General features: G+C 69.1%; 19 protein-coding genes. 6 read left to right on the top strand and 13 right to left on the bottom strand.

From position 1 onward, the window contains the following. Positions 1-13 precede the first annotated feature (13 nt). The 3 genes from ASD21_RS02105 to def are packed head-to-tail and all read left to right on the top strand — an operon-like array spanning position 14 to position 2204. A complete protein-coding gene (locus tag ASD21_RS02105) occupies positions 14-1339 on the top strand; it encodes a DNA recombination protein RmuC (RefSeq protein ID WP_056435950.1) in 1326 nt (441 codons plus the stop codon). Positions 1340-1348: 9 nt separating this feature from the next. Further along, positions 1349-1624, top strand: coding sequence for a hypothetical protein (locus ASD21_RS02100; protein WP_056435948.1), 276 nt, complete (start codon positions 1349-1351; stop codon positions 1622-1624). Positions 1625-1682: 58 nt separating this feature from the next. After that, complete coding sequence (gene def / locus ASD21_RS02095; protein WP_056435946.1) at positions 1683-2204, top strand: peptide deformylase; 522 nt, start codon at positions 1683-1685, stop codon at positions 2202-2204. A 101-nt stretch (positions 2205-2305) separates the two neighbouring features. On the opposite strand, the gene ASD21_RS02090 is transcribed toward def, so the two are convergent. Continuing rightward, the gene (locus tag ASD21_RS02090) at positions 2306-2665 is read right to left on the bottom strand and encodes a hypothetical protein (RefSeq protein ID WP_056435944.1); all 360 of its coding nucleotides are present in this window, start codon (positions 2663-2665) and stop codon (positions 2306-2308) included. Positions 2666-2767: 102 nt separating this feature from the next. Here ASD21_RS02090 and fmt point away from each other — a divergent pair, with 102 nt between their 5' ends. Together fmt and truA are read left to right on the top strand one after the other, a co-directional pair. Then, complete coding sequence (fmt, locus tag ASD21_RS02085) at positions 2768-3709, top strand: methionyl-tRNA formyltransferase (RefSeq protein ID WP_056435942.1); 942 nt, start codon at positions 2768-2770, stop codon at positions 3707-3709. Then, positions 3709-4458 carry a tRNA pseudouridine(38-40) synthase TruA gene (truA, locus tag ASD21_RS02080; RefSeq protein WP_056435939.1) on the top strand — a complete coding sequence of 250 codons (750 nt, stop codon included), beginning with the start codon at positions 3709-3711 and terminating at the stop codon, positions 4456-4458. The genes fmt and truA overlap by 1 nt, the downstream gene beginning before the upstream one ends. Before the next feature lie 338 nt (positions 4459-4796). Here the strand turns inward: truA and ASD21_RS02075 are convergent, their stop codons facing one another. From ASD21_RS02075 to dapE, 4 genes are all read right to left on the bottom strand, one after another. Further along, positions 4797-5375 carry an NAD(P)H-dependent oxidoreductase gene (locus ASD21_RS02075; RefSeq protein ID WP_056435936.1) on the bottom strand — a complete coding sequence of 193 codons (579 nt, stop codon included), beginning with the start codon at positions 5373-5375 and terminating at the stop codon, positions 4797-4799. A 76-nt stretch (positions 5376-5451) separates the two neighbouring features. Next, positions 5452-6372, bottom strand: coding sequence for a glutaminase (locus tag ASD21_RS02070; RefSeq protein ID WP_056435933.1), 921 nt, complete (start codon positions 6370-6372; stop codon positions 5452-5454). 16 nt (positions 6373-6388) lie between these two features. Then, the gene (locus ASD21_RS02065; protein WP_056435930.1) at positions 6389-6829 is read right to left on the bottom strand and encodes an EamA family transporter; all 441 of its coding nucleotides are present in this window, start codon (positions 6827-6829) and stop codon (positions 6389-6391) included. Continuing rightward, positions 6829-7998, bottom strand: a complete 1170-nt coding sequence (gene dapE / locus ASD21_RS02060) for a succinyl-diaminopimelate desuccinylase (RefSeq protein WP_056435928.1) — start codon at positions 7996-7998, stop codon at positions 6829-6831. Before dapE ends, ASD21_RS02065 begins: the two co-directional genes overlap by 1 nt. Positions 7999-8050: 52 nt before the next feature. On the opposite strand from dapE, the gene ASD21_RS02055 reads away from it, so the two are divergent. Then, positions 8051-8506, top strand: a complete 456-nt coding sequence (locus tag ASD21_RS02055; protein ID WP_056435926.1) for a cupin domain-containing protein — start codon at positions 8051-8053, stop codon at positions 8504-8506. Between the two features lie 41 nt (positions 8507-8547). On the opposite strand, the gene dapD is transcribed toward ASD21_RS02055, so the two are convergent. The 8 genes from dapD to ASD21_RS02015 form a co-directional block, all read right to left on the bottom strand. Further along, a complete protein-coding gene (gene dapD, locus ASD21_RS02050) occupies positions 8548-9408 on the bottom strand; it encodes a 2,3,4,5-tetrahydropyridine-2,6-dicarboxylate N-succinyltransferase (protein ID WP_056435925.1) in 861 nt (286 codons plus the stop codon). Position 9409: 1 nt separating this feature from the next. Continuing rightward, positions 9410-10069, bottom strand: coding sequence for a pyrimidine 5'-nucleotidase (locus tag ASD21_RS02045; RefSeq protein WP_056435924.1), 660 nt, complete (start codon positions 10067-10069; stop codon positions 9410-9412). A 148-nt stretch (positions 10070-10217) separates the two neighbouring features. Beyond that, the gene (argB, locus tag ASD21_RS02040; RefSeq protein WP_056435921.1) at positions 10218-11132 is read right to left on the bottom strand and encodes an acetylglutamate kinase; all 915 of its coding nucleotides are present in this window, start codon (positions 11130-11132) and stop codon (positions 10218-10220) included. 244 nt (positions 11133-11376) lie between these two features. Then, entirely contained in the window at positions 11377-11652 is a 276-nt protein-coding gene (locus ASD21_RS02035) for a SemiSWEET family sugar transporter (protein WP_056435919.1), read from the bottom strand. Positions 11653-11655: 3 nt separating this feature from the next. Next, positions 11656-12132, bottom strand: coding sequence for a response regulator (locus ASD21_RS02030; RefSeq protein ID WP_056435916.1), 477 nt, complete (start codon positions 12130-12132; stop codon positions 11656-11658). An 18-nt stretch (positions 12133-12150) separates the two neighbouring features. Next, positions 12151-13272: a photosensory histidine protein kinase LovK gene (gene lovK / locus ASD21_RS02025; RefSeq protein ID WP_056435913.1), complete on the bottom strand. Its 1122-nt coding sequence runs from the start codon at positions 13270-13272 to the stop codon at positions 12151-12153. Positions 13273-13428: 156 nt separating this feature from the next. Further along, complete coding sequence (locus tag ASD21_RS02020) at positions 13429-14481, bottom strand: sulfate ABC transporter substrate-binding protein (protein WP_056435911.1); 1053 nt, start codon at positions 14479-14481, stop codon at positions 13429-13431. Positions 14482-14604: 123 nt separating this feature from the next. Then, positions 14605-16068: a porin gene (locus tag ASD21_RS02015; RefSeq protein WP_056435910.1), complete on the bottom strand. Its 1464-nt coding sequence runs from the start codon at positions 16066-16068 to the stop codon at positions 14605-14607. Positions 16069-16207: the final 139 nt, after the last annotated feature.

Here is a 16207-nt window from a genome sequence, read left to right as displayed (position 1 = left end):
CTAAGAACGGAGCATGAACTTCTCCGATCCGTTCCTGATCCTCGCCCTGGTCCTGCTGGTCGTGGCCATCGCCGCCGCCGCGGTCGCCGTTTGGGCCATGCGCCGCGCCGGCGCCGCCGAGGCCAGGGCCTGGGAGCTGAACGCCAAGCTGGTCCAGGCCGACGAGCGGGCCCGGCTGCTGGAGGACCAGACGGCCACCCAGGGCGAGCTGATCCGCGCCCAGGCCGCCCAGCAGGCGACCATGACCGCCAACACCGTGGCCGAGGCGCTGATCAAGCGCACCGAGGAGAACTTCAAGAGCCGCGAACTGCTGAGCCAGCAGCGGCTGGAAGCCCAGCTCAAGCCCGTGGCCGAGACCCTGGCCAAGTTCGAGGCCCAGGTCACCGCCGTCGAGAAGGCCCGCGCCGAGGAGACCGGCGGGCTCAAGGCCCAGATCGCCGCCCTGATGGAGGCCTCGACCGCCACCCAGTTCGAGGCCCGCAAGCTGTCGGCCGCCCTGCGCCGCGGGGCCGGCGTCCAGGGCCGGTGGGGCGAGCAGACTTTGCGTAATGTCCTGGAGGCCGCCGGCCTCAACAACCGCTTCGATTTCGAGGAGCAGTTCAGCGTCGAGAGCGACGAGGGCCGTCGTCGCCCCGACGTGAAGGTGAAAATGCCCGGCGGCGGGGTGTTCGTGATCGACGCCAAGTGCTCGCTGAACGCCTTCCTCGAGGCCCAGGAGGCCACCGAGGAGCCTCTGCGCGAAGCCGCCATGGTTCGCCACGCCGCGAGCGTCCGCGCCCACATGCAGGGGCTTTCCGCGAAAGCCTATTGGGACCAGTTCGCCGGCGAGGGCTCGCCCGACTTCGTGGCCATGTTCGTGCCCGGCGACGGTTTCCTGGCCGCGGCCCTGGACCGCCTGCCCGACCTGATGACCGAGGCCATGGACCGCCGCGTCCTGCTGGTCACCCCGACCACCCTGTTCGCCCTCTGCAAAGCTGTTGCGTACGGCTGGCGGGCCGAGGACCAGGCCAAGAACGCCGCCGCCATCGTCGCGGTGGGCCGCGAGCTCTACAAGCGCATCGCCGTGATGGGGGCCCACGCCGGCTCGGTGGGCAAGGCGCTGGAGGCGGCGGTCGGCCGCTACAACCAGTTCGTCGGCTCGCTGGAAAGCCAGGTCCTGACCCAGGCCCGCCGCTTCGAGGACCTGTCGGTCGATCACGAGGGCAAGGATATCGACGAGTTGACGCCGGTCGAGGGGTCGGTGCGGCCGCTGATCAAGCTGGCGGTCAGCGAGGCGCCGGAAGCCTCACCCGAAGCCTTGGGCGAACCCGCGGTTGCGCGGCTGCAAGCTAAGCCGTAGCCTGACGGCATGATCTTCCTCGCCTGCGCCGGCGCCATCATCGCGTCGCTCTACATGCTGCTGACCCAGGGCCTGACCGTGCTGAACGCGCGGCGCACGGGCGTGCTGGTCAGTAAGTCCTACGGCAAGGCCAAGATCGAGCGGGCCGTCGAGACCGAGCGGTTCGAAAAGCTGCTCCAGGGCCGGGTGAAGGCCCTGGGCATGCCGGCCTTGATCCTGGTCAGCGCCATCTGCGTGCTGGCTTGGCAGATCTTCGCGATGATGATCGCGCTCAGAGCTCCGTAGTCCCGCGCCCTTCCGTCGCCTTGACGCTGAACCGCGCGGACCTTACCTGACTGTCGTCATGGCCATCCGTCGCATCCTCACCGTCGATAACGCCGCCGATCTGGCGATCCTGAAGCAAGTCTCCAAGGACGTGCCCGCCGTCGATGACGCCCTGCGCGCGCTGATGGACGACATGCTGGAGACCATGTACGACGCCCCCGGCATCGGCCTGGCGGCCGTGCAGGTCGGCGAGCTGGTCAATGTGATCGTCATGGACCTGGCCCGCGAGGGCGAGGAACCGGCCCCCCGCTACTTCGTCAATCCCAAGATCACCTGGGCGTCCGAAGAGCTGTTCGAATACGAGGAAGGCTGCCTGTCGGTGCCCGAGGTCTACGACGCCGTCGAGCGGCCGGCCAAGGTCAAGATCAGCTACCTGAACTACAAGGGCGAAGCCGTCGAGGAAGAGGCCGAGGAACTGTTCGCGGTCTGCATCCAGCACGAGATGGACCACCTCAAGGGCGTGCTGTTCATCGACCACCTGTCGCGCCTGAAGCGCGACCGGGCGATTTCCAAGGTCAAGAAGGCGCGCCGGGCGGCCTAAGGCTCAGCGGACGACGCGGGGGACACACACTCACCCCACGTTCGAGGACGTATGGTCACGGTCCTTGCCGTGAGTGTGCGTCCCCATCTCCACCCCGAGACCTACTTCGTCGCCTCGTGGACGTCCTTCTTGACGTTCGAGCCGGCCTTCTTGGCGTCGGCGTTGATGTCGGCCGCCGCTTCCTTGGTTTCCTGACCGGCCTTGGCGCCGGCTTCCTTGGCCTTGTCGACCGCCTCGCCGGCCGCGACCTTGGCGTCGGCGGCGGCTTCCTCGGTGCTTTCCTTCAGGGCCGTGCCGGCTTCCTTGACGTCGGGATCGTTCTTGATGTCGGTGGCGGCCTGCTTGATCTCGCTGCCGGCGGCCTTGGCGCCTTCCTTGATCTGGGTGGCGTGCTCGTCCGAGCAGGCGGCCAGCGACAGGGCGGCCAAGCCGGCGACGGCGAAGAGGGTGATGGAGCGCATGGCGTTTCCTCCTTGGAAAGGTCGCTCATAGAACGGCGGTCCATGGTGAAGGTTCCGACTCTCAAGCTTTCCCCAGGAGGGCTGGGCGGCTAAACGACGCTCATGCGCCTCGCCTTTCTCGGAACCCCCGAATTCTCCGTCGCCTGCCTGGCCGAGCTCGTCGCCGCCGGCCACGAGATCGCCTGCGTCTATTCCCAGCCGCCCGCCCCGCGCGGCCGCGGCCAGGACCTGAAGCCCTCGCCGGTCCACGCTTTCGCGCAAATCCTGGGCCTGCCGGTGCGCACCCCGGCGTCGATGAAGACCCCGGAGGAGATCGAGGCCTTCCGCGCGCTCGACCTCGACGCCGCCGTGGTCGTGGCCTTCGGCCAGATCCTGGTCCGCGACGTGCTGGAGGCCCCGCGCCTGGGCTGCTTCAACCTGCACGCCAGCCTGCTGCCCCGCTGGCGCGGCGCGGCGCCGATCCAGCGCGCGATCATGGCCGGCGACGCGGTGACCGGCGTCCAGGTGATGCGGATGAGCGAGGGCCTGGACGAAGGCCCGGTGCTGATGGGCGAACAGGTGCGGATCGACGCCCTGGAGACCGCCGGAACCCTGCACGACAAGCTGGCCGCCGTCGGCTCGCGCCTGCTGCCGATCGCCCTGGCCGCCATCGAACGCGGCGGGGCCCGCGAGGTCGCGCAGGCGGAAGAGGGCGTGACCTACGCCAAGAAGATCAAGGCCGCCGAGGCCCGCATCGACTGGACCCGCCCGGCCGCCGAGGTCGACCGCCACATCCGCGGCCTGTCGCCGTTCCCCGGCGCCTGGTTCGAGGCGCCGTCGGACAAGGGCCCGGTCCGCGTGAAGGCCTTGCTGTCGCGGGTCGAGGACGGCGCCGATATCGAAGAGGGGGGCGTTCCCGGCCACGCCCTCGACGACGCCCTGCTGATCGCCTGCGGCGACGGCGCGGTGCGCCTGCTCAAGGCCCAGCGCGAGGGCAAGGGGGCCCAGGACGCCGAGGTCTTCGTGCGCGGCTTCCCGCTGACGGCCGGAACGGTCCTGGCCTGATGCCCCGCTACCGCCTGACGATCGAATATGACGGCCGGCCCTATAACGGCTTCCAGGCCCAGGCCTCGCAGCCGTCGGTGCAGGGCGCGATCGAGGCGGCGGTGAAGGCCTTCAGCGGTCAGGCGATCCGCATCGCCGCCGCCGGCCGCACCGACACCGGCGTCCATGCGACGGGCCAGGTGGTGCAGGTCGATCTGGAGCGCGACTGGCCGGCCGAGACGGTGATGAACGCGCTGAACGCCCACCTGGTGCGCGAGGCGGTCAGCGTGCTGGACTGCGCCGTCGCGCCCGAGGGCTGGCACGCCCGGTTCTCGGCCAATGAGCGACGCTACCTGTACCGCATCCTCAACCGCCGCGCCCCGCCGGCCCTGGACAAGGGCAAGGTCTGGCACGTCAAGAAGCCCATCGACGCCGACGCCATGCACGCCGCCGCCCAGGCCCTGGTGGGCCCGCACGACTTCACGACGTTCCGCGACATGGCCTGCCAGTCGAAGTCGCCGCTGAAGACCCTGGACGTAGCCCGGGTGTTCCGCGTCGGCGACGAGGTCCATTTGGTGTTCGAGGCCCGCTCGTTCCTGCACCGCCAGGTGCGGTCGATGACCGGCACCCTGGTCGAGGTCGGGGTCGGGCGGTGGAGCGCCGACGACGTGCGCGCGGCGCTGGAGGCCAGGGACCGCACGGCCTGCGGACCGGTGGCGCCGTCCGACGGGCTGTACCTGACGGGCGTCGGGTACGAGGGCGAGGGCTAGGAAGCCTTCAGCACGAGACCTCGTCCTTCGACAGGCTCGGGATGAGATTTTTCTACAGCCCGGACTTGTGAAGGGTCCTCATCCTGAGCCTGTCGAAGGACGAGGACCACGCACCGCACCGGACGTGAATGTCGATATGCCCTAGCGCTTCCTGGCCCGCTCGGCCCGCGCCGTCTGGATCTGGCCGACGGCCAGGGCCAGCATGAAGGCGCCGAAGGCGGCGAGCACGAGGGCGAGAAAAGGTGTCATGGAAGCTCTCCGTTGCATGAACGGTGAAGCTTCGCGCGGTCGACGGCGGTTGGCCTTGATCTGACTCAATGACCCCAGTGCCACCCGATCTAGCCGCCCAGCTTGCCCAGGCGCCGCATCTTGGCCAGCCAGCGCAGTCGCGCCTTGGGACCGATCGCCTCGACCCCGCCGATCACCGATTTCCGGACGGGCGACAGGCCGGCCAGCCTCAGCACGCCCGTGTCCAGCGCCAGCAGGCCGTGCGACCCGAACACCAGCCGGAAGACGAAGGCGGGCATGCCCATGGTGACGACCAGGCGCGCCGACCGTCCCTTCAGCTTGGAGCTCCAGCCCTTGGGACCGACCGTGAAGCCGAAGCCGGCGCGGAACACCTGCTCGAGCAGGGCCTTCAGCCTGGCCGGGGTCGCGCCGAGCCACAGCGGAAACAGCAGCACGATGTGTTCGGCCCACAGGATGTCTTCCTGCACGGCGACGATGTGCGGCGGCGGCGGGCTCTCGAACTCCCACTGCCCCTCGACAAAGGGCGTATCGACATCGGCCAGGTTGATGCGCCGGACCATGTGGCCGGCGGCCGTCGCGGCCTCGGCGTAGGCGGTCGCCAGGGCGTTGCCGAACCGTTCGGGGCGGCCGTCCGGATGGCCCAGAAGAACGAGGATGCGTTTGGTCATGCGGAGCTCCTGCGCCGCCTATGACAGACCCTGGCCGCCGGGCCCTTGATCCGTCGCAACTCGGGAAGCTTCGCCCCTACAGCACCGAGCAGTTGGTCAGCTGGCTGAACCGCTCCAGCGCCGCCGTGCCCACCACCGAGGTGCCAAAGCGGTCCAGCTCCGGCGACCACACCGCGATCGCCGCCTTGCCGGGCGCGATGGCCACGATGCCGCCGCCGACCCCGCTCTTGGCCGGCAGGCCGACGCGGTAGGCGAAGCTGCCGACGCTGTCATAGATGCCGCAGGTCAGCAGCAGGGCGTTCAGGCGACGCGACAGGCGCTCGGGGAAGATCGTCTCCTCGACGATCGGCGAGAAGCCGCCGGCCGCCAGGGGCAGCATGGCGCGGGCCAGCTGTCGGCAGCTCATGGTCAGGGCGCACTGGCGGCAATAGGCGGCGACCACGGCCTCGGGATCGTGGGTGATCGTGCCCTTGCCGCGCATCAGGTTGGCGATGGCCCGGTTCTGGTGGGCGTTGGCCAGCTCGGAGGCCGCCACGGTCTCGTCGATCTCGACCTTCTCGCCGGCCAGGAAGCCCGCGAAGCCGCGCACCAGGGCGGCCGGATCCGGGACCACGTCCATCAGCTGGTCGCAGATCGCCAGGGCCCCGGCGTTGATGAACGGGTTGCGCGGCACGCCCGCCTCGGCCTCCAGCTGGGAGAGGTGGTTGAACGGCGTGCCCGACGGCTCCTTGCCGACCCGGGTCCAGACCTCGTCGCCGAAGCGGTTCAGGGCCAGCCCGAGCGAGAACACCTTGGTGATGCTCTGGACCGAGAAGCCCTCGTCGGCGTCGCCGATCACCGCCTCCTCGCCCGAGACCAGCCGCACGGCCATGCCGAACTTGCCGGGCGGCACGCAGGCCAGCTCCGGAATGTAGTCGGCGGGCCGGCCCCGGCCGAAGTACGGCTTCACCAGCACGGCCACCTCGGCCAGGACGTCGGCGATCGAAAGCTCGTCCATGCCTAGATCCGCCCCCTCAAAATCTTAGGGCCACCAGCACCGCCCCGGCCGCGATCAGGGCCACGCCCAGCCAGTTCAGGGCCGACAGCTTCTCGCCCAGGAACACGGCGGCGATGATCGCCACGAACACGACGGAAAGCTTGTCGACCGGCGCGACCTTGGCCGCCTCGCCCAGCTTCAGGGCCCGGAAATAGCAGAGCCACGAGGCCCCGGTGGCCAGGCCCGACAGCACCAGGAACAGCCACGAGCGCGGCGCGATCGAGCCCGGCGCGCGCCATTCGCCGGCGACCGTCAGGATCAGGGCCGCGAAGGCCAGGATCACCACGGTGCGGATGAAGGTGGCCAGGTTGGAGCCGACGCCGTCGATCCCGACCTTGGCTAGGATGGCGGTCAGGGCCGCGAACACCGCCGAGGCGAGCGCCCAGAAGGGCCAGCTCGTCAGGGCGGCGCGGCCCATCAGGCGAAGGCCGCGAAATAGCGGCCGATCAGGGCTTGGTAGATGTTGGCCAGGTCCTGGACCTCCTGAACCGGAACGCGCTCGTCGACCGCGTGCATGGTAGCCCCGACCAGGCCGAACTCGACCACGGGGCACAGGCTGCGGATGAACCGCGCGTCGCTGGTGCCGCCCGTGGTCGACAGCTCGGGCGCCCGGCCCGTGGCGTCGCCGACGGCGGCGACGATCACGTCGGTGAAGGCGCCCGGCTCGGTCAGGAAGGCCTCGCCGCTGATCTTGCACAGCGCCTCGACCCGGCCCGAGAAGCCCTCGGCGGCCTCGCGGCACTCGTGCTCGATCCAGGCCTGCAGGTCCTTGCCCTTGTGGGCCGGGTTGAAGCGGATGTTGATCCGGGCCTTGGCCGAGGCGGGAATGACGTTGGTGGCGGTGTTGCCGACATCGACCGTGGTGACTTCCAGGTTCGACGGCTGGAAGCCCGCATAGCCGTCGTCCAGCGCCCGGCTCTGCAGGCGCGAGAGGATGTCGACCATCACCGGGATCGGGTTGGCGGCGCGGTGTGGATAGGCCACGTGGCCCTGCCGGCCGTCCACGGCGATCCAGGCGTTGATGCTGCCGCGCCGGCCGATCTTGACCATGTCGCCCAGCAGGTTGGCGCTGGTCGGCTCGCCGACGATGCAGTGGTCGATGACCTCGCCCTCGGCGGCCAGGGCCTGGACGACGCGGACGGTGCCGTCCTCGGCCACGCCCTCCTCGTCGCCGGTGATCAGGAAGCTCAGCGAGCCCGGCAGGTCCTGGGGCAGGCGTGACACGGCGGCGACGAAGGCGGCGATGGCGCTCTTCATGTCCACCGCCCCGCGGCCGTAGAGCACGCCGTCCTTGATCTCGGCCTCGAAGGGCCCCGCGGTCCAGGCCGCGCTGTCGCCGACCGGCACCACGTCGGTGTGGCCCGCGAAGCAGAGGTTGGGCCGCGCCGTTCCGCGCCGGGCGTAGAGGTTCTCGATCTCGCCGAACTTCATGCGCCGGCAATTGAAGCCCATGGCCTCCAGCTGCCGCTGCAGCACGTCCATCGCCCCTTCGTCGGCCGGGGTCACGGACGGGCGGCGGATCAGGGCCTGGGCCAAGGCCACTGGATCAAGCGCGACGGGGTCGAGGGAGAGGCTGTTGTCAGTCATTGTCCTGGCTTTAGGCTCCCCTGGCGCCCGACGCAAACACGAGAACGCCGCCATGCCCAAGATCGACATCCCCGCCGCCCCCACGCGCGTTGGGACCGACTATCCGCCGCCCCACGACGCGAAGTGCCGGGACCGGCAGCGCTGGGCCCTTGGCGACCTCGCGGGCCTCGACCAGTTCGGCGTCAACCTGATGCGCCTGCCGCCGGGCCAATGGAGCAGCCAGCGCCACTGGCATTCGGCCGAGGACGAGTTCGTCTGGGTGGTCGAAGGCGAGGTCGTGCTGGTCGAGGATGGCGGCGAGACGGTGCTGCGGCCGGGCGACTGCGCGGGCTTCAAGGCCGGGATCGAGAGCGGCCACCACCTGGAGAATCGCTCGGACCGCGAGGCGGTGCTGCTGGAGATGGGTTCGCGGCGACCCGATCAGGACACCTGCACCTACAGCGACATCGACATGGTCGCGCGGGCGGGGGAGGACTTCTACCGGCGCAAGGACGGGACGCCGTACTAGAGCGAGGACACGCCGCGAGGGCATGTCCCCGGCCGCTGTTCCTAGTCCCGCAGCAGGTCGTTGATGCTGGTCTTCGACCGCGTCTTGGCGTCGACGGTCTTGACGATCACGGCGCAGGACAGGCTGGGGCCGCCCTTGGGGTCGGGCAGGCTGCCGGGCACGACGACGCTGTAGGGCGGCACCTTGCCCATGTGGATCTGGCCGGTGGCGCGGTCGACGATCTTGGTCGAGGCCGAGATGAACACGCCCATCGACAGGACCGAGCCCTCGCCGACCACGACGCCCTCGACCACTTCCGAACGGGCGCCGATGAAGCAGTCGTCCTCGATGATGGTCGGGTTGGCCTGCAGGGGCTCCAGCACGCCGCCGATGCCGACGCCGCCCGACAGGTGGACGCGCTTGCCGATCTGGGCGCACGAGCCGACCGTCACCCAGGTGTCGACCATGGTGCTGTCGTCGACATAGGCGCCGATGTTCACGAACGACGGCATCAGGATGACGTTCTTGCCGACATAGGCGCCGCGGCGGACGATCGAGCCGGGCACGGCGCGGAAGCCGGCGGCCTCGAACCGCGGGGCGTCCCAGCCGTCGAACTTGTTGGGGACCTTGTCCCACCACGGACCGACCGCGCCGCCCATGGTCCCGGCGTGCATCACCTTGTTGGGGTTCAGGCGGAACGACAGCAGCACGGCCTTCTTCAGCCACTGGTGGGTGGTCCATTCGCCGTCGATCTTCTCGGACACCCGCGCCTTGCCGGCGTCGATCAGCAGCAGGGTCTCCTCGACCGCCGTGCGCACCGGGCCGGTGGTGGCGGTGGAGACGCCGTCGCGGGCCTCCCAGGCGGCTTCGACTTCGGCTTGCAGGTCGGCAAGGGTCAATCCAGAGGGATTCTGGGCGGTCATGTCAGGCTTCCTTCAGGCGCGCCGAGGTCAGGAACCCGGCGAGGTCGTGCGTGCGGTGATGGACGAAGTCGGCGGTCGAGGCGGCCGCGTGGGCGCCGACCAGGACGGTGGTCATGCCCAGCAGGGCGGCGGGGGCGAGGTTCTTCTCGCTGTCCTCGAAGAAGGCCGTGGCCTTGGGGCCGAACGCGTGGCGGGCCACCACCTTCTCGAACGTCGCCATGGCCGGCTTGGGCAGGTAGTCGGCCGTCTCGATCGCGAAGACGTCCTCGAACAGGTGGTCCAGGCCCAGATGGCTCAGCACCCGGTCGGCATGGCCCAGCGAGCCGTTGGTGAAGATCAGGCGGCGGCCGGGCAGGGCGTCGATCGCCGCCCGCAGCGCCGGATCGGGCGTCAGGCGGTCCATCGACACGTCGTGCACCTCGTCCAGGAACGTCTTGGGCTCGACGCCATGGTGGGCCATCAGCCCGGCCAGGGTGGTGCCGTGCTCGTGGTAGTAGCGCTTCTGGATGGCCCGGGCCTCGTCACGGGGCAGGCCGGTGGCCTTCTCCATGAAGTCGGTCATCTTGCCCTCGATCAGGGCCATGAATTCGCATTCGGCCGGATAGAGGGTGTTGTCCAGGTCGAACAGCCAGGTCTCGACGTGGGTGAGATCAGCGGTCATCAGCTCCTCCCTCGCGAAGCGGGGGAGGTGGCGCGATGCGAATACGCATCGTGACGGAGGGGGCGTCGGGTGGTGGCGGTGGACGCCCCCTCCGTCGGCTTCGCCGCCACCTCCCCCGTTGCACGGGGGAGGAGAAGAGCGGTCATGCTCATTTCGAAATCAGCGTACCCGCGCCGTGCTCGCTGAACAGTTCGACCAGCATGGCGTGGGGACGGCGTCCGTCCAGGATGACCACGGCCTCGACGCCGTTTTCCACCGCGTGGATGGCGTTCTCCAGCTTGGGGATCATGCCGCCGCTGGCCACGCCGCTGGCGATCAGGCCGCGGGCCTCGGCGACGGTCATCTGGCGGATCAGCTGGCCGTCGGCGTCCAGCACGCCGGCGATGTCGGTCAGCATCAGCATCCGCTTGGCCTTCAGCGCCCCCGCCAGCGCGCCGGCCACGGTGTCGGCGTTGATGTTGAAGGTCTGGCCGGCCTCGGAGACGCCGATCGGGGCGATCACCGGGATGTAGTCGGTTTCCGAGGTCAGCAGGGCCTGGATGATGTGCGGGTCGATCTTGGTCGGCTCGCCCACGAAGCCCAGGTCGACGGCCTGTTCGATGTTGCTGTCCGGGTCCTTGCGGGTGCGGGTCACCTTCTCGGCGGTGATCATCCGGGCGTCCTTGCCCGACAGGCCCACGCCGCGCACGTCGGCTTCCGCCCCGGCCAGGGTGATCCAGTTGGCGATTTCCTTGTTGATGGCGCCCGACAGCACCATCTCGGCCACTTCCATCGTCGCCTCGTCGGTGACGCGCAGCCCGTCGACGAAGGTCGACTTGACGCCGGCCTTGTCGAGCATGCGGCTGATCTGCGGGCCGCCGCCGTGCACCACGACGGGGTGGACGCCCAGCAGCTTGAGCAGCACGGCGTCGGCCGCGAACAGCTTGGCCACCTGCTCCTGGCCCATGGCGTGGCCGCCATATTTGATCACCACCGTCTCGCGGTCGTAGATCTGGATGTAGGGCAGGGCTTCGGCCAGGGTCTTGGCGGTGGCCCAGCCCGCTTCCTCGGCGGCGTCGGTCAAGGCGGCGGTCCTGTAAGGCGAAAGGCGCGCCTCGATAGCGGACCCCGGGACCCCTGTCACGCGTCGCCTGAAGTTTTGAGGGGGGCTCGGACAGGCCCTAGGGTTTCGCGTCTCTAACCAGCGTTGTCATCCCGGAAGCCTCGCAGAGGCTGTCCGGGACCCAGAGGACTGGGCCGATGCGGCGCTGTTCACCTGGGTCTCGGGTCTACGCTTCGCTTCGCCCGGGATGACAACATCAGAAGGCTCAATGGCCCTCCCGGCCGAACCGCCACTTGAGCGCCAGCACCGCGCCCGACATCAGCAGGCAGGCGGTGTTGGAGGCGATCACCGGCCAGGCCTTGATCATCACCCCATAGGCGATCCAGCAGGAAAAGCCGGTGACGGTGACCACATAGGTGCGCAGCGACACCGACGAGGCGTCCTTCTCGCGCCAGATCTTGATGATCTGCGGGGCGAAGCTGGTGATCGACAGCAGGGCGGCGGCCGTGCCCACGACCGAGGCGGCGAGGTTGGCGCTCACACCCTAGACAGCGTGCGGGACAGCGCGGAGCAGGGCGGTCACGCCCCAGCGCTCGGCATAGGCCGGCGACAGCTCCAGGCCGATCGGCGGCGGGCTCGGGGCCCGGCCTTCGCGCAGGCAGATGGTCAGATAGGCCAGGGCGGTCTTCACGCCGTGCTCGGAATAGGGCTTGCCGATCACCCCGCAGGCGCCGGCGAAGTCGTCGGGCAGGCGTTTGACGTTGGCGGTCATGAACAGGGCCACGCCGCCGCAATCGTCATGAATCTTGCGCACCACCTCGACGCCGGTCGGGCCGTCGCGCAGGTGGACGTCGACCAGGGCCAGGTCGGGACGCAGGTCGTTGGCCATGGCCACCGCCTCGTCCGAGCTCATGGCCAGGCCGACGGCGTTGCAGCCGACTTCCCCGACCAGGAACTCCAGCTCGGTGGCCAGCAGAACCTCGTCCTCCACGATCAAGACATCGAGCGGGCGCTCGTCCATCACAAAATCCAACCTATCTCAGTGATGAACGCCATTGACCGGCAGATACACCACGACGCGGGTTCCAGGATCGGCGGGCGTGGTCTGGGGACGCGCCTTCAGCTGCTGGCAGAGCAGCTGGACGATGGTCAGACCGAATCCGCCCGACGATGCGGAATTCTCCACCCCAACGCCGTTATCGGTGATTTCGATCCGGAAATCCGCATCTTGCCGCGTGATTCCGACAAACACCTCGCCGGTCCGCCCCGCCATCGCTTCCGGCGGGAAGGCGTGGCGAAGGGCGTTGGAGAACAGTTCGCTGATCACCAGGGCCAGGGGCGCGGCCTTGGAGGCGGCGATGTCGACGCGCTCCAGGTCCAGGCGGACCTTGATGTCGTCGCGCCGCGCCCCGCCCATCATGTCGCTGACCAGATCGCGCACGAAGGCCGCGACGTCGAAGCGCTCGACGTCCTCGCTCTGGAACAGGCGGCGGTGCACCGTGGCGATGGCGCTGACCCGCTCCAGCATGCCGCGCAGGTGGCTCTTGACCGCCGGGTCGGTGACGCGGCGGTTCTGCAGCAGCAGCAGGGAGGAGATGAGCTGGAGGTTGTTCTTGACCCGGTGATCGACCTCGTGGAGCAGGGCGGTCTTCTGCTGCAGCGCCTGGGTCAGGTCGGCGGTGCGGGCCTCGACGGCCGCCTCCAGCCGCTCGCGGGTGTCGCCCAGCTCCAATTCGGCGCGCTTCCTGTCGCTGATGTTCAATTGCGAGCCGAAGAAATAGACGATCTCGCCGGCCTTGCTGCGCACGGGCGACAGATAGAGGGCGTTCCAGAAGGTGGTGCCGTCCTTGCGGTAGTTGAGGATGTCGATCGCCATGTCCTGGCCGTCGGCGACGGCGCGCCGCATCGCCTCGATGCTGGCCGGGTCGGTGTCGGGTCCCTGCAGGAAGCGGCAGTTGCGGCCGATCACCTCGTCGCGGCGGTAGCCGGTCAGGGCCAGGAAGGCGTCGTTGGCGAAGATGATCGGATTGTCGGCCTGGCTCGCGTCGGTGACGACCATCGCCATGCGGGTGGCGCGGATCGCCGCCGCGAACGGATCGCCGACCCCATGCTCGGCGGCCAATTCCTCGGCCGCGCGTTCCGACCGCAATGTGTCCGTCATTCGTTGGACGCCCGACTTGTTGACATGCCCCGTGGTTCCCCGAAACGCCGACGTCGGAGTCGGGTTCCAGACATTGGCCTAAAATGCGTGACGGCGGAAACTCTCGGAGTTTCCGCCGTCACGGCCCTTGGGGTCCGAAGGACCTGAAGGCGCGTCCTATTTCGGCCGGTAGATCTTGTCGAACAGGCCGCCGTCGGCGAAGTGGGCGGCCTGGGCCTTCTTCCACCCGCCGAAGGTGTCGTCGATGGTGACCAGCGGAAGGGACTTGAACTTGCCGGCGTACTTGGCCGCCGCCTGGGCGTTGCGCGGGCGGTAGTGGTTCTTGCCGATCAGGTCCTGGGCGATGGGGCTGTAGAGGAAGTTCAGATAGCCCTCGGCCGCCAGCCGGGTCTTGTGGCGGTCGACGTTCTTGTCGATCAGAGCCACTGGCGGCTCGGCCAGGATCGAGATCGACGGATAGACGATGTCGAACTTGCCCGGCAGCTCCTCCTGGGCGAGGTAGGCCTCGTTCTCCCACGACAGCAGCACGTCGCCCAGGCCGCGCTGGGTGAAGCTGGTCGTCGCGCCGCGCGCCCCGGTGTCGAGAACCGGCACGTGGCGGAACAGCTCGCCGACGAAGGCCTCGGCCTTGGCGGGGTTGCCGCCCGGCTGCTTCAGGGCCCAGGCCCAGGCGGCCAGGTAGTTCCAGCGCGCCCCGCCCGAGGTCTTGGGGTTGGGGGTGATCACGTCGATGCCCGGCTTGATCAGGTCGCCCCAGTCCTTGATCCTCCAGGGATTGCCCTTGCGGACCAGGAACACGATCGTCGAGGTGTAGGGGGTGGAGTTGTTGGGCAGGCGCGACTGCCAGTTGGCCGGCAGAAGCCTGGCCCTGGCGGCGATCTCGTCGATGTCGTAGGCCAGCGCCAGGGTGACGACGTCGGCCTGCAGGCCGTCGATCACCGACCGGGCCTGCTTGCCCGAACCGCCATGGCTCTGGTTGATGGTCAGGTCCTGGCCGACCTTTTGCTTCCAGTACTTGGCGTAGGCGGCGTTGACGTCCTTGTAGAGCTCGCGGGTCGGGTCGTAGCTGACATTGAGCAGGGTCAGCGGCTTGACGCCCTGGGCGCGGGCCGGACCGGCCAGGGCGGCGGGGACCGCCAGGGCCGCGGCCCTGGCCGTGGCCGAACCCAGAAGACCGCGTCGCGTGGGGGTCTTGAGATCTTTGATCATGGCGATGTCGCTCGCTTGAGAAGGTGGATCTTGTACGCTTGCGACCAACCCGGCCCTGGCTGGCGGCGCCGCCGCGGCGCCGATCCACGTCCCCGCCGGGCGGGAACGTGGCTCCGTTCATGCCTAGAACGCGTATTGGCTGCGCAGGTTGACGGCCTTGTAGCTCTGCCCGATCTGAACGCCCGCCGCGTCGCGACGGTCGATGTCGACGTCCAGATAGTCCAGCGAGAACTTGGTCACCGAGTTGGGGAACCAGTTCAGGCCGACGGTGGCGATCTCCTGCAGGCCGCCGCGCACCCGGTCGGCCGCCACGGTCGCGTATTCGTGGTGGTTCAGGTCGAGCACCGAATAGCGGGCCGCCAGCTCCCAGGCGCCCCACTGGCCGGTCTTGGGATCGAACGGATTGGCGACGGGCGGGGCGTCGAAGGCGAAGTTGGCGGGGTTGTACTTGCGCTGCTCGCCGGTCAGCACCCAGCCGCCCTCGACGTACCAGCCCGAGAACTTCGGGTCGGTGAGGTTGGCGGGCTTGTTGCGGCGGTCCAGGGCGATGTCGAAATACTCGCCCTGGATCAGGAAGTTCTTCTTCTGGGCGGCCAGTTCGAAGCCGTAGTGGCGGGCGCCCGACGAGTCGATCGCGCCGGAGCTGACCAGGCGCGTGCCGTCGGTGCGCAGCTCGGGGCGGTCTTCCACGGTGATCGGATAGGCGCCGGCCGCGGCGATCTGGGCGGGCTGGACGATCCGGCTGGTGTTGACGCCGACATGGGTCAGCCAGTCATGGCCCTTGAACGGGATGAAGGCGACGCGGCCGACATAGCCCAGCTGCTCGTCGAAGGTGGCGCCGTCGCCGGTCTTGGCGCCGGTCACCGCGCCCGAGACGATCCAGCGCTCGCCGACGGCCTGGCCCTGCAGGGCGATGCGGCGGTCGGCGCCGGCCAGGCCGCGGGCCGCTTCCGCGCCCGAAGCCCGCTCGGGGAACAGCGAGCCGTTGGTCGAGGCCGCGTCCTCCAGGCCCAGGTTCGGCGCGAAGGCCCCGACCCGAACCTTGAAGGGGGCGTAGTTGTACTGCAGGTAGATCTCCTGCAGCGCGCCGGGGCCGTCGACGCCCGAGCCGCCGAAGTCCAGCAGGACCCCGTATTCGAAGTTCTTGAACGCCTTGCCGTCGACGCCCAGGCGGGCCCGGCGGAAGTTCGTGCCGCTGTTCAGGTCGCGGCCGACCGTCGAGGCGGGCAGGCCGCTGTCCTGATTGTACCAGGTGGCGTCCAGCTGCATCACCGCGTGAATGTTGGCGCTGAAGGCGCCGTCGCCCGAGGCGATGGTCGGCTTGCCGTTGGCGACGCTGACGGTGGTGGCCGCCTGGGCGGTGCGCACGTCCTTCAGGCTGGCGGCGGTGGCGGCCTTCAGGTCGGCGATCTGGCTGGACAGCGCCTCGAGCTGGGCCTCCAGGGCTTCGATGCGGGCCTGTTGCTGCTCGGGGGTCTGGACGGCCGCCCCCCCCTGGCCGGCTTGGGCGTGCGCCGCGCCGGCGAGGGCCAGAAGCGAGGCTCCGGCGATCAGGGCCGTGCGGAGGACGGTCTGGGTCTTGGTCATGCTGTTCCCCTCTCGACGCCTTGGCCGGCGCCGGGTTCGATTGGACAAAAGACGATTATTCCTACGTGTTAAATAGAGATAAGCCCGCGAGGCTTTGAGTTTTCCTTCAGGCCCTTGCTCGGCGCATGGTCAAGCTACT

The organism is Caulobacter sp. Root1455, assembly GCF_001426905.1.
In the GTDB taxonomy this organism is placed as follows: Bacteria; Pseudomonadota; Alphaproteobacteria; order Caulobacterales; family Caulobacteraceae; genus Caulobacter.
This window is presented reverse-complemented; position numbering and strand designations above follow the sequence as displayed.

What these genes read in the sequence shown, in the direction of transcription:
- ASD21_RS02105 (WP_056435950.1), top strand. Translation starts at nt 14, where the DNA reads ATGAACTTCTCCGATCCGTTCCTGATCCTCGCCCTGGTCCTGCTGGTC.
- ASD21_RS02100 (WP_056435948.1), top strand. Translation starts at nt 1,349, where the DNA reads ATGATCTTCCTCGCCTGCGCCGGCGCCATCATCGCGTCGCTCTACATG.
- def (WP_056435946.1), top strand. Translation starts at nt 1,683, where the DNA reads ATGGCCATCCGTCGCATCCTCACCGTCGATAACGCCGCCGATCTGGCG.
- ASD21_RS02090 (WP_056435944.1), bottom strand. Translation starts at nt 2,665, where the DNA reads ATGCGCTCCATCACCCTCTTCGCCGTCGCCGGCTTGGCCGCCCTGTCG.
- fmt (WP_056435942.1), top strand. Translation starts at nt 2,768, where the DNA reads ATGCGCCTCGCCTTTCTCGGAACCCCCGAATTCTCCGTCGCCTGCCTG.
- truA (WP_056435939.1), top strand. Translation starts at nt 3,709, where the DNA reads ATGCCCCGCTACCGCCTGACGATCGAATATGACGGCCGGCCCTATAAC.
- ASD21_RS02075 (WP_056435936.1), bottom strand. Translation starts at nt 5,375, where the DNA reads ATGACCAAACGCATCCTCGTTCTTCTGGGCCATCCGGACGGCCGCCCC.
- ASD21_RS02070 (WP_056435933.1), bottom strand. Translation starts at nt 6,372, where the DNA reads ATGGACGAGCTTTCGATCGCCGACGTCCTGGCCGAGGTGGCCGTGCTG.
- ASD21_RS02065 (WP_056435930.1), bottom strand. Translation starts at nt 6,829, where the DNA reads ATGGGCCGCGCCGCCCTGACGAGCTGGCCCTTCTGGGCGCTCGCCTCG.
- dapE (WP_056435928.1), bottom strand. Translation starts at nt 7,998, where the DNA reads ATGACTGACAACAGCCTCTCCCTCGACCCCGTCGCGCTTGATCCAGTG.
- ASD21_RS02055 (WP_056435926.1), top strand. Translation starts at nt 8,051, where the DNA reads ATGCCCAAGATCGACATCCCCGCCGCCCCCACGCGCGTTGGGACCGAC.
- dapD (WP_056435925.1), bottom strand. Translation starts at nt 9,408, where the DNA reads ATGACCGCCCAGAATCCCTCTGGATTGACCCTTGCCGACCTGCAAGCC.
- ASD21_RS02045 (WP_056435924.1), bottom strand. Translation starts at nt 10,069, where the DNA reads ATGACCGCTGATCTCACCCACGTCGAGACCTGGCTGTTCGACCTGGAC.
- ASD21_RS02030 (WP_056435916.1), bottom strand. Translation starts at nt 12,132, where the DNA reads ATGGACGAGCGCCCGCTCGATGTCTTGATCGTGGAGGACGAGGTTCTG.
- lovK (WP_056435913.1), bottom strand. Translation starts at nt 13,272, where the DNA reads ATGACGGACACATTGCGGTCGGAACGCGCGGCCGAGGAATTGGCCGCC.
- ASD21_RS02020 (WP_056435911.1), bottom strand. Translation starts at nt 14,481, where the DNA reads ATGATCAAAGATCTCAAGACCCCCACGCGACGCGGTCTTCTGGGTTCG.
- ASD21_RS02015 (WP_056435910.1), bottom strand. Translation starts at nt 16,068, where the DNA reads ATGACCAAGACCCAGACCGTCCTCCGCACGGCCCTGATCGCCGGAGCC.